The following is a 13156-nucleotide window of genomic DNA, read 5'->3' on the forward strand; positions in this document are numbered from 1 at the left end:
AACTATTTAAAGAAAACTATGTTAAATGTAGATATCAGGTTTTTTAATTAACCTTGCGGATTAGCTATAGTTATAACAGACTTAGTTTTATCAACTATAATATTTTTTTCAACTATCTTGCCACAAGTAGGACCTTTAGTATTACCACCAGTTACTTCTTTTTTTATTGATATACTTACATTATTTTTGCAACTATAAAAAAAATTACAATCTCCTAAATTTGTTTCAACACAACCCATTTCCTTATCTGCTATTGCAGAAGTCGCCATTACAAACAATCCAACTAATAATATCTTTTTCATTTTTATCCTTTAATTTTGAATAGGATAGTATGACTTGTTTTAGTTCAATATCTTCTTATAAATAGTTTCATTTATAGTGTATATTTTTTTTCTTAAAATCCTAAAATGTAATTGTGTCTATATAATATTAAATAATTTTTATTATTTAGATAAAGAACTTTCATCTTGATTTAAGATATCTTCAATTACTGCTTTAAGTCTCTCTAATTTAGCTGAGCCAGATTTTATTTTAAATGGTTCAAGAAAAATATCCATTTCATAATCAGCTTTTCTTCGAAGTCCTTTAAGATATGTCATTTCTAACTTATATTCTTTAGATAATATGTTTATTACTTTATTGTGTGTAAATTCTGTAGTTGTATCTCTATTGCTAACTACATTGGAACAGTGTAAATAAGCTGTGTAATATAACCTGCTTACAAGATTTCTTTGTAGTACTTCAATATCTGCTGGTGGTTTAATATTTGTCGAATTTCTGATTTGAATAAGCTGTGCGTCACAAAGTTTTTTATAGTATTGTTCAGTGATAAAACTCAAACTATTTCCAAAATTATATTTTTATCGTATAGCCCCAAATCTCTTCTTATTTTTTTTTCTTCTTGAAGAAGAACAGAGTAGTCTTCTATGTTTTCTTCTAACTCAACTGTGTAAACTTTAAAAGACTTTCCTGCATCTTTAAATTCACTTTTTTTAATATCTACAATATTATAATTTAGTTTCGAAATTTCCATAGAAATTTGTGTTGATAATGATATTTTAGTATCAAAACTTTTGATATCAAGATATTTTGATGTCACATTAAAATACTGAGCATATAAAACATCTAAATTTTCTGTGTAATAAACATATTCAGATGGTGCAGTTCTTGTACTTGGTGGAACATATAATGCATCTAACACAATCATTCCTTTTCGTAATTAGGTTTTAATGATTTTAAAAAATCATCTTTAAGTAAGTTAAAAAATACTATTTTTACTTTACTATGCAACTCTTCAATTATATCATCTACTGATTTTTTTATGTCATAAGAAAAACTATCTATATCAATCATCGATCCAATTTCTTTTTCAGTTGAGTCTTCTTTTTGTATTTCAATATTCTCAGCTATTTGCATTTTTAGAGTTATATTATCTTTGCAAACAAATTCATTTGCATAAATACTTGTACTTGAAGCAGCAACCATTCCACACAAGTTATCGTCTATATTAATATTAATATTTAAATTATCAAAAATTTTATCATTTTCAAAAAAGTTAATATATCTCATAGAAGATCTTTCTAATCCCCAATCAAGTAGAAGATGATTAAATTTATTCATGTTATCAAGAATTAATGATTTATAATCATCCCATCCCGAATAATAACCTTTTACACTAAATGAAATAACACTTGGACCTATATTTATATTCATAGCATCTTTTGTTAATTGGTAATAAGGATTATATTTTAAATTCTTATCGCCTTCCCTTATAGCTAAAGGTAATTCCATAATTGGCAGTTTTTTATAGCTGTACCCTTCCACTTTTAGAGAACTGTACATATCCATAAAAATATCTTCTATATTTTTTTTATTACTAAATCTAAACTCAGTAATTACATCAATTATTGAAACTTTGCCTAACTTTACAGGTAAATTCATTTTTACACTCTTTTCAATTAAGTTCGTCATTATAGTGGAATATAACATAAAAATATATATAGTTATATAAACTTATACAAATATCTATTGTTTCAAATGCTCAAATATCAAATCTAAACCTTTAGACATATTATCTATTCTAACATCACTATATCTTTCTTTTAGCATCTTAGTTATTTAGTTAGTTCTTTGTAGATTATCCCTCAAGAGAGATTGAAGGTAAAGCAATTTTAAAAGGTAGCTATTTTGTGTGAGTGCAAGTCTTGAATGACTAAGTTTTGTAGATACGCACTTCTATTTCCATTAAATTCTACAAGTCTCTCAGGCAATACATCAATAATATCAGTACGCATCATTACATTAATTCGTTTTAGTTTTTCAACTTTTACATTTGTCAGTTGAGGAATAGCATTTTGTGGTATGTCTAAATCATTCCTATCTAAAAGTTCTTTCAAAGTTGAAGCCTTAGGAAGTTTTTTTAAATCTTCACAGTAAAGCTCTCCAGCTTCTTTAATCATAACACAAGCCTCTTCAAATGTATCACCACAAGAAAAGCAGCCATCCAAATCTGGAATCATAGCATTAAACCCGTCTTCATCTTCATCCGCGTATATGAATGCAATATATTTCATAATAAATCCTTACTTTAAGAGTTTGACGCCAGTATGTTTTTCAATACTTTTTACCGTACCAATTTTTACATCTTTTTTTCCATGGTCTGGAACAATAGTAATTTTAGTACCGTTTGTCATTTTAACATGAGAACCATTTTGAGATTTTTTATAAAACCCTGCTTGTTCTAATAGTTTTAAAATCTCTTTAGCATTCATGCTACCCCTTTTATATACACATTATACACACTAATTACTTAACAATAAATAAAATTATGTGTATAGTGTGTAGTCACTTCTTAAGATGCTCAAATATTAAATCTAAGCCTTTAGACATTGTATCTATTCTAACATCACTGTATCTTTCTTCCACCATCTTAGTTGTTGAATGACCTAAGATAGCTGCTGCAACATTTGAACTAAGTCCAAGCTCATTTATAGTTGTATTCCCTATCAAATGTCTTATATCATGGATACGAAACGGTTTATTAATCTTTGCTTCTTTTTTTATTCTTGCCCAAGCTTTTCTAATATCATTAAATTTAGTTCCAGTCACAGGAGATTTAAAAACATAACCACTTTTATCATCAACTTCTATCAGTATTGAAAACAAAAAATCAGTAATTGGATGTTTCTTGTTTTTCTTTGCTTTATTGATCTTTGCAGGTATTTCATAAACTCTATTATTTAGATCTATATATTCCCAGGATAAATTCAACACTTCTGATTTTCTATGTCCGTGAAGTAAAAAACTAAAAATGCCTCTATAAACCAATTCGTTAAAATTTAAAATTACATGAAACAGCTTTTTAGCTTCATCATTCGTAAGAGTGTATTCTACTGTATTATCAAACTTTGGAAGTTCTACATTATCAGCTATATTTGAATCTATATACTTCATTCTAATAGCATAGTTTAATGTTGCTTTTACAATATTGTTTAAGTGTTTTGCAGTCTGAGGAGCATAGCCATTTTTCAACATTTCATTTATGATTTTTTGAATTTCCCCTGGAATAATATCGGCTATATATCTAGTGCCGAGTTTACTTTTTATATGCTTTTTAAAATAGTATTCTTTAGTTTCTATTGTTGCAACTGTTTGAGCTTGCTTAACAGACTCTATGTATTCATCAAAAAGCTGCTCAAAAGTATATATCTTTTTTATCTTTTGAGAGTCTTGATTTTTATGTTTTTCAATAAGAGATTCTTTGTTAATAAAGGCCATTTTAGCATTTGTATTATATCTATCATTCGTGTAGCCTACTATTTTTTTATATAGCTTTCCAGCTATTCTAAATGAGCCTACAAATACTGTTCCTTTAACCACATCTTTATATGTATTTATCCCTTTATAGTTTGTTTTTGTCAACTTTGGAAAAGCCATCTAATTCCCTGGGTAATACTTTTGGTAATACTTTATATTGTAATCATCTGTAATAATATTCCGAATATTACTATATATAAACTTAACAAACAACTTCAACTATCGTAAAATAGACATTTTGTATCAATTTGTATTTTTAGAGCCTCTATCTCATAAGCCGGAGGTCGAGGGTTCGAGTCCCTCTCTTGACACCACCAATCACACCCCTAGAACCCCCACAAATAGGGACTTTCAAGACATAAGAGAAACTTTTGGGAAACTTAGCAGAGCTGAGAAACATTTAAAGAAAATTGGCATATATAACACAAAACATCTCTTAAAAAGAGAGAAGACTTACTACTTTGTTATAAGAATTGACAAAAACTGCATTGTTAAGAAGTCTTTATTTACAAATAATCTCACATTGAGTATCATTCTAAGAGAAAAAATATTGAAGAGGCTCAAAATGTGGGAGATAAGAAAAGGTTTTATAACAGCTGAATCAAAGAATACAGTTACTATAGTTGCAGAGAATGAAGAAGAAGAAAAATTAATAAAAGAAATAACAGCAACTATAACAAATAAGATTAACAGACTAAGCAAAACTCATAATGTCAGTTCTACAACTCTAACCACAAGAGACAAAAACACTTTAAAAAGATGCTCTGAACACTTCTTGAACTTTAGAGAACTTGCAAAGACAAGCAATAAAACACTCATAAAGTATAAACAAGCTATCAACTACCTGAACATGTATTTTGGAGAAAACACACTAGTCAAAAACATTGATAAACTTGAAGCAAGTAATTTTAGAAACTTTTTACTACAACTACCAAGAAACTACAAAAGTATCAAAGAACTTGAGGGTAAAAATTTGAGAACACTCACAGAAAGTGCTACGGGGAAAAAACTTTTAGACAAATATGAAAGACAAGCACTTAGAACAGTTGATGAAGTTATTGTAAAAGCTAAAACACTATTTAACTACTTTGCTGAGCAAGTTTTCATATACAATAATCCATTTCAAGCATTGAAAAAGCTAAGTAATGATAAAAGGACAGAAGAGAGAGCTTTTGAAGCAGAAGAGCTAAAAGCAATCTTGCAACACACTATAAAACATAATTTAAGAGAAGACTACAACTTTATAAAATCTATGTTACACACTGGCATGAGAAGAGGAGAGATGCTTAGTTTAAGAGTCAAAGACATAGACTTTGAAAAGTCTTTCATAGATACCAAAGGAACCAAAACAGAGTATGCTCTGAGAATTATACCCCTACATATAGGCATTACAGACATAATAAAAGAGCAAACACAAAACAAAGACAAAGAGGACTTTGTCTTCTATGACATGCTAAAAGATGTTACACAGATATATAGAGAAGAAAGCGTAGGAACAAATACTAACAAAATCTTTAAAGAAGTTTTGGGAGAAAGGATTAAAGGAGAAATCAACATAAGAAGTTTGAGACAAAATTTTGCTCAAATCACTTTTCTAAGTGACAACTTTAATGACCTAAATCACAAGTCACTCATGGGACATAGCACAAAGAATGACATAACAGACAAGCACTACATCAGAATGAGAAGAGATTATAAACTCTTAAAAGAACTCATGGATAAAGTAGATTTTTCAGAGTTTTGTATTTAATATCAACTCTTCTTCTTTCAAGAAATTTTCTATATAAAACAATGTTTCATTCTCATTAAACCATTTTTTGAATGAAGAAGTAATAAGTTTTAATTGTTTTGATTTTGCTTCAAGTTTCATTAACTTAGCAAGTACACCATGCCCAACTCTTGAGCAAGCCCCCACCTCAATCTCTAACATTTCATACCAGCCCTTATCATAAACAAGAAGTTCCTTATTCTTTAAAATCTTTTTGACAGTCAAGCTCTTTGTCTTGTATGTTTTTCTTTTTAAAAACTCTTCTTTATTAAAAGTTTCATAGTGACAAATCTCTTCTCTAGTTCTCGCTACTCTATACTTTTCTTGCTCCAGTGGATCAACATTATACTCTCTGAGCAAATTATTTTCAGTATCATAAACTTTACTATTTATGCTTACATTTGCTCTTATACACTCATATAAAGACTTATGACTAAGCTTCCAATAATCTTTATTAATCTTGCCACTGAGTGTGGTCTTTCCAAAATAGTACTTGGTCTTTCTAATAACCCACTTGGGCACAGTTAATCTACTTTGTGAGTAAAGATTTCTGATGCCTAAAGCTCTCCTCCAGCCATCAAAAACTTCTAACTCATCCAATGTCATATTGAAAGCAGATTTTTTCATATATTTAAGAAGATATGGGATAGAAAAATTCTCTTCATATTCATCAATTACTTTTATATCATGCTTACCAATGTTTTGGTTTAGACTGATTTTATTTTTTAGTATTGCTTCAAAAGAACCTGAATCCTGAGGTTTAACAAAATAGACAGCATGACTGTGACCTACATAACTTTTGTGATATTCCAATGCTCTGAAAAATTTGATGTTATAGCTCAAAGTTCTATTTGATTGAACCATTATATCCCTATGCAAACTTTGAAGATCAGCAATACCAGCTTTAAAGTCTCTTTCATAGTCAAAGCCAACTTTAGAGATATTGCCACCTTTTGGGAAAGGATGCAAGTGTCCTTTTAGTGTAGCAGTAAAAAAAACAGGTATTAAGCCGCTAAGTTTAGCTTCTTGCTCTATTTGATTCCAAAGCATAGTTGCTTCTATAGCTTTATCTTTATATTCTTGCTGAAGATTTTCCTTATAAAAGCCTATTTTACCTGATTTTTTGCTTTTGAAGTATTTGATACTTTTACTATTATTAAAGTAAGCTTCTCTACCTTTTTTCTTATAATGAAAATAAGAATGAAAAGCCTTCTTACAGTAATCAGAATGCTCATCCCTGGAAAATTGAAGTAGGGATACATTAGTGTTATTAGTAAAACAAGGGGAGGCTAAAGGAATCTTTAAATCTAAAAACTCTTTGAGCTGTGACTTATACAAACTTCTTGTATGTGGAAAAACATAGTGATGATGAGAGTCAGTTATTTCTTTGAGATATTCTGGTAAATATGAATGAGAAGTGAGATTTATGTCTTGTGTATTTTGTGAAGTTTTAAAAGAATTCTGGGAGAGAGCTTTCAAATTATTATCCTTTGGGATAATAACTGCCAAGCTCTTATCCCAGCAAAAACTTTTGTGGCGGCTTGGCATGACCACAAAAGTTTCTACTTCTTTGGATACTAATTATAAGTTGAAAATAATTATTTTTGTATATTACATAAAAAAACTTATATAATGCTGAATTTAAAGAAAAAGTAAAACTATCTTCTCCTAGAAAAAGAGCTTTTAACCTGCTCAACTTGTGGATTTAATTTGTTTTCTAATTCCTTAACTTTATCTTTTAACTCTCTCAACTCTTTACTATGTGCAGTTTCAAGCTCTTCTTTGCTTCTTTTAAGTGTTTTATGTTTACTCTCTAAATCAACATAAGAATCACTAAGTTTATCTAATCTTGAAAGACTATTTTGTAATGTTTTATCTAACGCTACTTTATTATTTGACAATGTTTCAACTTCACTTTTAAGAGAAAGAGAATTTTCCATGATCTCATAAATTTCATCAGATCTCAAATTCACAACTAGATTCTTTGCATATTGTTCTTGGAGTTTTGAAGAGATATCTTTTATAGCTTTTTGATAATCAATACCTGCCCATGTATCATTTTTTTTCAAAACTTTATCAACATATTTACTGACTATATCACTTGCTCTTTTATCTGCTCTTCTTTGCATAGCTTTATATGATGCAAGACTTTTGATATAAGTCTTCTTGCCGCCCTTAACTACTTTATCAACTTTAATATTGTACTTGTCAGCTATTCCTGATTTTTGTACATAATCATTAAAGTCCTTTTGAACTAATGAATAATGCTTGCCAAAAGGTTGCTTACCGAAACTGTTATTTAAGTCAGTAGTTAAACTATCATACTCATTGAAGAAGCCATTAACATGAACATGAGGGCTTGCTTGGTCAAGATGAGCAACAGATAAGACAACTTTCATGCTAGGAAAGTTTTTTGAAACATAATGATTAACAAGCTCGCTCAATTCTTTTGCATAAGTTTTATCCCTCCTGTATAAAGGTAGAGAAGTTATACTGAAAGTTAATTCTGTATAAGCTTTGTGAGCTTCTTTGACAAGATTGCTTGTATTGTCTCTCTCTTCTATCAGCTTCTCAATTCTTGCTTTTGCTTTATCTTTTGACTTTTGCCCCTTGGCTCTTTTCATTCTATACTCTAACTTACTAATCTCATTTGAGATTATAGTTCTTGTTCTGTCATCTTCTCTTTGCTCTCTCTTCTTACTTAAAGATTTTCTATCATTGATACTGACATGATTGATAAACTCTTGACCTTTAGCCTTGCCGCTTGATAGATTTGTTTTTCTATCATTGTGCTGCAACCTACTCATAAAAGACCTTCTCAACTTATAACTCTTGATTTCTAAAAATGTGCTGCTCATATGCACTCCTTTAGATATTTAATTATAAGAATGTTTTAACAATTTTGGCAAATTATTATGCACGATGTTTAATGTCACCACAAAAAATTATCTACGATAATATTTTCATGGTGAAATTACATCTATTTTCTCGTTGAGAAAATGGAGCTAAAGCTCTGAGAATAGAAAGCTATTCTCTTAAAGAGAGTTGAGCTATGCTCTCAAAGCTAAGGAGTTTTTAAAAAGAAAAACACACAATGCAAAAATAACTGTAGAATAAAAAGCTTCCTAAAATTGCATTTTGTGACTTTTCTCTAAATTGTTGCTTTTAAGCTTTCTACCTTTTTTTTAAAAAAAAAGTTACCAAAAAAACTACCATTAAGCTGTTTTGGCTTACAATTTACTACTTAAAAGATAGATGAGAAACTTTTGGGAAACTTAAATAAGGATTTTGAAATGGTCAATTTGCCTACATCTTGGGGCTTTGCAGAGATTCACAGTAGACCTCTTGACACCACTCTTAAACATCTACAACAAGTAAATAAAGTCTATTTAATCTTTTATTCCATAAAAAAATTACTACTAAATAATTTGAAATGTTAAAATAATTTCTTAAGAAGTATATCTCTAAAATAGATTTGGTCTCCCTACGTGGACTCGAACCACGAGCTATCCCTTAGGAGGGGATTGCTTTATCCAGTTAAGCGATAAGGAGTATTGTCTAAAATATATTTAAATTAAATCAATGCCGTGAGTGCCATTAATTTAATTTATTATGATCTTAGATTAAAGATAATATTTTTTTTGCTACTTCTACATTTAGTCCAGCTTTACTACAAGCTATTTCAATGTTTTCTTGATTATCTAATAATCTTAAAAGTACTTTTACTCTTTGTGTCTGATTGATATTTTGATTTGACATCTGTTTTCCTTTATTTTAATGTTATTAAATCATTTAACAATAGGGAAATAACAAGTTGACGGGTCCTAAAAGTGTTTAATGTAGCTTAATGATACGATGTATAAGTTTAGTTAAATTGTTTAAAAATGTTGTTATAAAACCTATAAATAAAGGATTTAGTTTTGGTTGCGGAAACAGGATTTGAACCTGTGACCTTCGGGTTATGAGCCCGACGAGCTACCGAACTGCTCTATTCCGCGATATGTTAATGAATCGAAGCAAATAAACATGACAAAAGAGATGTTATTTGATAAAATCAAAAAATTAAGAATTAAATTTGTGGGAAATAATTTTTAAGAAAGTATGGTGCGCCCGACACGATTCGAACGTGTGACCGCTGGTACCGCAAACCAGTGCTCTATCCAGCTGAGCTACGAGCGCACACCATTCTCTTATTTAAAGAGGATGAAATTATAGCCATTCTAGCTTATACTATTATAAAATGGCAACTATTTAAAATTAGAGTTCTGTTTTGCTGAGTAAATCTTCTATCTTTTTTTCTTGTAAATAAAGCTCATGCGTTCTTCTCACATAAGCATGAAGTAGTTTTTTTAAGTCGTTATTTCCATCTTTATTAAAGTCTTTTGCCATGTTTTTTTCTAAAAAAGGTGCAAAACTATCTTCTACATCAACGTCAAAACGTCGACCTCCTATAAGTAAACCTATCTTTTTACTCATCTCTTTACCCTAAGATACTTTCTATTTTTTCAACTATCTCTTCTATCTCTAAATCTTTCATTAGATTTGCTTCTACTAGTTTTTCTATTTCTATATCTTTAGCTTGGTTTTCGGCTCTAAGCGTTATGAGATCTGTGCGAAAAGTTTTATTTTCTTCTTTTAAGGAGTTATAGCTTTGTAGTATTTGAGATATTTTATCGTTTAATTTATCTAAGTTTGTCTGATTTTCCATAAAGATTCCTATATATTTTGTATTAATATAATTCTATCACAAAAACTATAATCTTTACTTCACTCTGTTAAACAATAGACTTTGATTTTAAAACTTCACTAAGAGAGGTTTGTTACAGAAGCTACTTAGCTTCTATAACGTTTTTAAGCTCATCTTCTGAGCTAAGAGTTACTATTTTTGTAATTAATTCATCTTCAACGTATACAACAACTATTTTTTCAGTATTCATCTCTGATCTGTAAGGTGCTGCTTTTTCTTTATCGTCAAGTAGTAAAACTGTGTGTTTAAAGTCTTTAAGCCCTGGTAATATAAACATACTTCTTATTAGCGAAGGTGCTGCACTTACATCTGCTACAAACTGTGTATCATTTTGACTCAAATATGTAGGAGACTGTGTTACAAAAAAGTCATTACATGTATGTGCTATATCTTTAGAAAATGCGAATATTACTTTTTTTGTAGATGCACCTACCTTATGTGCTTTTTCAAACTGATCATTTAACGCTATATCTGATAAACTTTTACCAACTACTAATTTTGGTTCTACTGCTTGTTCTGGCTCAGCTGTTGAACTACATCCAACAAGCATCAATGATACAAATAACCCAATTATAATTTTTTTCATACTTTCTCCGATTTTTTTTGACATACTACAGTATCTTAATTTTAAATTATGATGCTATTACAATCTAGTTATAATTCTTGATATTTTTTAAAGAACTTTTCTCTATCCTTGAATGCTCATAGCAAACTCTTCTATAACCTTCTCTGGCTCATCTTGAAGTCTTTGTCTAATCATTTGTGCAAACCCATCAGGATAGATCTCATAAACTTTATTTTTAATTGCATTTAAAGTCGCATCTACAATATCTTGCGGACTTGTTTTTGGCATTGCAGAGCCCTCTGTCATTTTTGTATCAATAGGTCCAGGAAGCACCTCATAAACTTCTCCACCAAATAACCCAAACTCAGCTCTTAATGCTTGTGTATGTGAGTGCAATGCACTTTTTGAAACGCAGTAGCTTCCTAAGGCGGGAAGATTAACTAGCGCCAATACTGAAGTAACATTTACAACCATGCCTTTTGAGCTTTTTAGTTTTTCAAAAAGTGCTTTTGTTAAGTTACTAGTTCCTTTTAAGTTCACTTCTAGATCTATAAAACTATCATCAAATATCTTTGTATTTGAGTTTACTCCAGCATTATTTATAAGAATATCAAGCTTGTCTATCTTTGCTACTGCTTTATCTATGGACTCTTTTGATGCGATGTCTAATTCTATGACTTCTACAATATCACTCAACTCTTTGATCTTTTGCAAACTGCTAAGATCTCTTGCTGAACAATAGATTTTCTTTGGATTTGATTTTAAAATCTTCTCTACAAAAATACGTCCTAACCCGCCATTAGCACCTGTTATTAATACAATTTTATTTTTCATTTTTTTACCTTATTTTAATTTTAATATTTTTTTACAACTTCAAAAATATCTTTTCTTCGATCGTTTAAGTTTCTTACACTTCCAAAGGTGTTAAGCTCAGTTAGCAAGTCTATGTCAACATCTGCGATGAGAACCATCTCACTATTTGCTATGGCTTCTGCTTTGATCCCGTTGGTAGGAAATGCAAAATCACATGGTGTAAATACTGCTGATTGTGCAAATTGTATATCCATGTTATGTACATTGGGTAGATTTCCAACGCTCCCAGCCAATGCCACATAACACTCGTTTTCAATCGCACGAGCTTGAGAACATAGTCTTACGCGAGAGTATCCATTTTGCGTATCTGTTAAAAATGGTACAAAAAGAATATCCATTCCCTCTTCTGCAAGCAAACGACTAAGTTCTGGAAACTCAGCATCATAACATATGAGTATCCCTATCTTTCCACAGTCCGTATCAAAAGTCTTAAGACCACTTCCACCTTGCATTCCCCAGATCTTCTCCTCATCTGGAGTCACATGAATCTTCTCATATCTCTCTGTACTTCCATCTCTTCTGCACAAATACCCAACATTGTAGAGATCTCCATCTTTCATCTCTGGCATACTTCCTGTGATGATGTTTATGTTGTAAGAGATAGAGAGTTCAGAAAATCTTTTGACTATATTTTGCGTATGTTTTGCTAGCTCTCTTATGGCATCTGGTTCTGACATGTGGTTGTTTACAGCCATTAGTGGTGCGTTGAAAAACTCTGGAAAAAGCGCAAAATCACAACGATATCCTGAGACTGTATCTAAAAAGTATTCCGCTTGTTGCATCAACTCGTCTAGGTTAGAGTAAGATCTCATCTGCCACTGTACTAAGCCTAAACGAACTATCTTCTTTTTTGTTGTCGCTTTTTTATTTGGACGCTCATAGTAGATATTATCCCACTCAAGAAGTACTGCAAACTCTCCAGAGTCTGAATCTCCTTCTAAGTAGCCTTTTAAGATTTTAGATGGATGAAAGTCATTAGAGATCTGAAAGTTTAGTACAGGATCATCTATCTCTTTTCTTTTTACTTTTTCTATATACTCTTTTGGCGAGATCTCATCTACATATTTGTGATAGTTTGGGATCCTTCCACCAAAAGCTATGCCTTTTAAGTTTAGTTTTTCACAAAGCTCTTTTCTATAGTCATACAAACGTCGCCCTAAACGAAGCCCTCTAAACCTTGGTTTTACAAAAACATCGATGCCATATAAAATATCTCCATCATCATCATGAGTACTAAAAGTATAATCTCCTGTGATTTGGCTATATGTATGATGATGTGAAAATTTATCATAATCAACTATTATACAAAGAGCACAAGCTGCTATCTCGCCATCAACTTTGATAACAATCTGACCATCAGGAAACTTCTCTGTCAGAGTTTTTATCT

16 protein-coding genes and 3 tRNA genes are annotated in these 13156 nt (G+C 30.5%); 1 reads left to right on the forward strand and 18 read right to left on the reverse strand.

Features of this window, described 5'->3' with window-relative positions:
* Nucleotides 1-47: 47 nt before the first annotated feature.
* The 7 genes from M0Q24_RS10205 to M0Q24_RS10235 form a co-directional block, all read right to left on the reverse strand.
* On the reverse strand, nt 48-302 hold the full coding sequence (locus tag M0Q24_RS10205) for a hypothetical protein (RefSeq protein ID WP_295050351.1): 255 nt from the start codon (nt 300-302) through the stop codon (nt 48-50).
* A 141-nt stretch (nt 303-443) separates the two neighbouring features.
* Nucleotides 444-839: a hypothetical protein gene (locus M0Q24_RS10210; RefSeq protein WP_295050353.1), complete on the reverse strand. Its 396-nt coding sequence runs from the start codon at nt 837-839 to the stop codon at nt 444-446.
* Nucleotides 836-1201, reverse strand: coding sequence for a hypothetical protein (locus M0Q24_RS10215; protein ID WP_295050355.1), 366 nt, complete (start codon nt 1199-1201; stop codon nt 836-838). The genes M0Q24_RS10210 and M0Q24_RS10215 overlap by 4 nt, the downstream gene beginning before the upstream one ends.
* 2 nt (nt 1202-1203) lie before the next feature.
* On the reverse strand, nt 1204-1941 hold the full coding sequence (locus tag M0Q24_RS10220) for a TIGR04255 family protein (protein WP_295050357.1): 738 nt from the start codon (nt 1939-1941) through the stop codon (nt 1204-1206).
* A 230-nt stretch (nt 1942-2171) separates the two neighbouring features.
* On the reverse strand, nt 2172-2573 hold the full coding sequence (locus tag M0Q24_RS10225) for a type II toxin-antitoxin system HicB family antitoxin (RefSeq protein WP_295050359.1): 402 nt from the start codon (nt 2571-2573) through the stop codon (nt 2172-2174).
* Nucleotides 2574-2582: 9 nt separating this feature from the next.
* Nucleotides 2583-2771, reverse strand: coding sequence for a type II toxin-antitoxin system HicA family toxin (locus M0Q24_RS10230; RefSeq protein ID WP_295050361.1), 189 nt, complete (start codon nt 2769-2771; stop codon nt 2583-2585).
* A gap of 73 nt (nt 2772-2844) precedes the next feature.
* Entirely contained in the window at nt 2845-3921 is a 1077-nt protein-coding gene (locus M0Q24_RS10235) for a site-specific integrase (protein WP_295050363.1), read from the reverse strand.
* A gap of 460 nt (nt 3922-4381) precedes the next feature.
* On the opposite strand from M0Q24_RS10235, the gene M0Q24_RS10240 reads away from it, so the two are divergent.
* The gene (locus tag M0Q24_RS10240; protein ID WP_295050365.1) at nt 4382-5566 is read left to right on the forward strand and encodes a site-specific integrase; all 1185 of its coding nucleotides are present in this window, start codon (nt 4382-4384) and stop codon (nt 5564-5566) included.
* Here the strand turns inward: M0Q24_RS10240 and M0Q24_RS10245 are convergent.
* The 11 genes from M0Q24_RS10245 to M0Q24_RS10295 form a co-directional block, all read right to left on the reverse strand.
* Nucleotides 5549-7093 carry a hypothetical protein gene (locus tag M0Q24_RS10245; RefSeq protein ID WP_295050367.1) on the reverse strand — a complete coding sequence of 515 codons (1545 nt, stop codon included), beginning with the start codon at nt 7091-7093 and terminating at the stop codon, nt 5549-5551. The two genes, M0Q24_RS10240 and M0Q24_RS10245, sit on opposite strands and share 18 nt — an antisense overlap.
* A 149-nt stretch (nt 7094-7242) precedes the next feature.
* The gene (locus tag M0Q24_RS10250) at nt 7243-8391 is read right to left on the reverse strand and encodes a plasmid recombination protein (protein ID WP_295050369.1); all 1149 of its coding nucleotides are present in this window, start codon (nt 8389-8391) and stop codon (nt 7243-7245) included.
* A gap of 669 nt (nt 8392-9060) precedes the next feature.
* Nucleotides 9061-9136, reverse strand: a tRNA-Arg gene (locus tag M0Q24_RS10255).
* A 66-nt stretch (nt 9137-9202) separates the two neighbouring features.
* Complete coding sequence (locus M0Q24_RS10260; protein ID WP_295050371.1) at nt 9203-9343, reverse strand: hypothetical protein; 141 nt, start codon at nt 9341-9343, stop codon at nt 9203-9205.
* A gap of 162 nt (nt 9344-9505) precedes the next feature.
* A tRNA-Met gene (locus M0Q24_RS10265) sits at nt 9506-9582 on the reverse strand.
* Between the two features lie 104 nt (nt 9583-9686).
* Nucleotides 9687-9763 (reverse strand) — tRNA-Arg (locus M0Q24_RS10270).
* A gap of 78 nt (nt 9764-9841) precedes the next feature.
* Entirely contained in the window at nt 9842-10060 is a 219-nt protein-coding gene (locus M0Q24_RS10275; RefSeq protein ID WP_295050373.1) for a hypothetical protein, read from the reverse strand.
* A gap of 4 nt (nt 10061-10064) precedes the next feature.
* Nucleotides 10065-10292 (reverse strand): hypothetical protein, encoded by a 228-nt coding sequence (locus M0Q24_RS10280; RefSeq protein ID WP_295050375.1) that lies wholly within the window; start codon nt 10290-10292, stop codon nt 10065-10067.
* Nucleotides 10293-10413: 121 nt separating this feature from the next.
* Nucleotides 10414-10917, reverse strand: coding sequence for a hypothetical protein (locus tag M0Q24_RS10285; protein ID WP_295050377.1), 504 nt, complete (start codon nt 10915-10917; stop codon nt 10414-10416).
* Between the two features lie 102 nt (nt 10918-11019).
* The gene (locus M0Q24_RS10290; protein ID WP_295050378.1) at nt 11020-11730 is read right to left on the reverse strand and encodes an SDR family NAD(P)-dependent oxidoreductase; all 711 of its coding nucleotides are present in this window, start codon (nt 11728-11730) and stop codon (nt 11020-11022) included.
* Nucleotides 11731-11750: 20 nt separating this feature from the next.
* Nucleotides 11751-13156, reverse strand: a 1406-nt coding sequence (locus M0Q24_RS10295) for a carbon-nitrogen hydrolase family protein (RefSeq protein ID WP_295050380.1), incomplete at its 5' end; no start/stop codon positions are given.

Source organism: Sulfurimonas sp., assembly GCF_023228785.1.
In the GTDB taxonomy this organism is placed as follows: Bacteria; Campylobacterota; Campylobacteria; order Campylobacterales; family Sulfurimonadaceae; genus Sulfurimonas.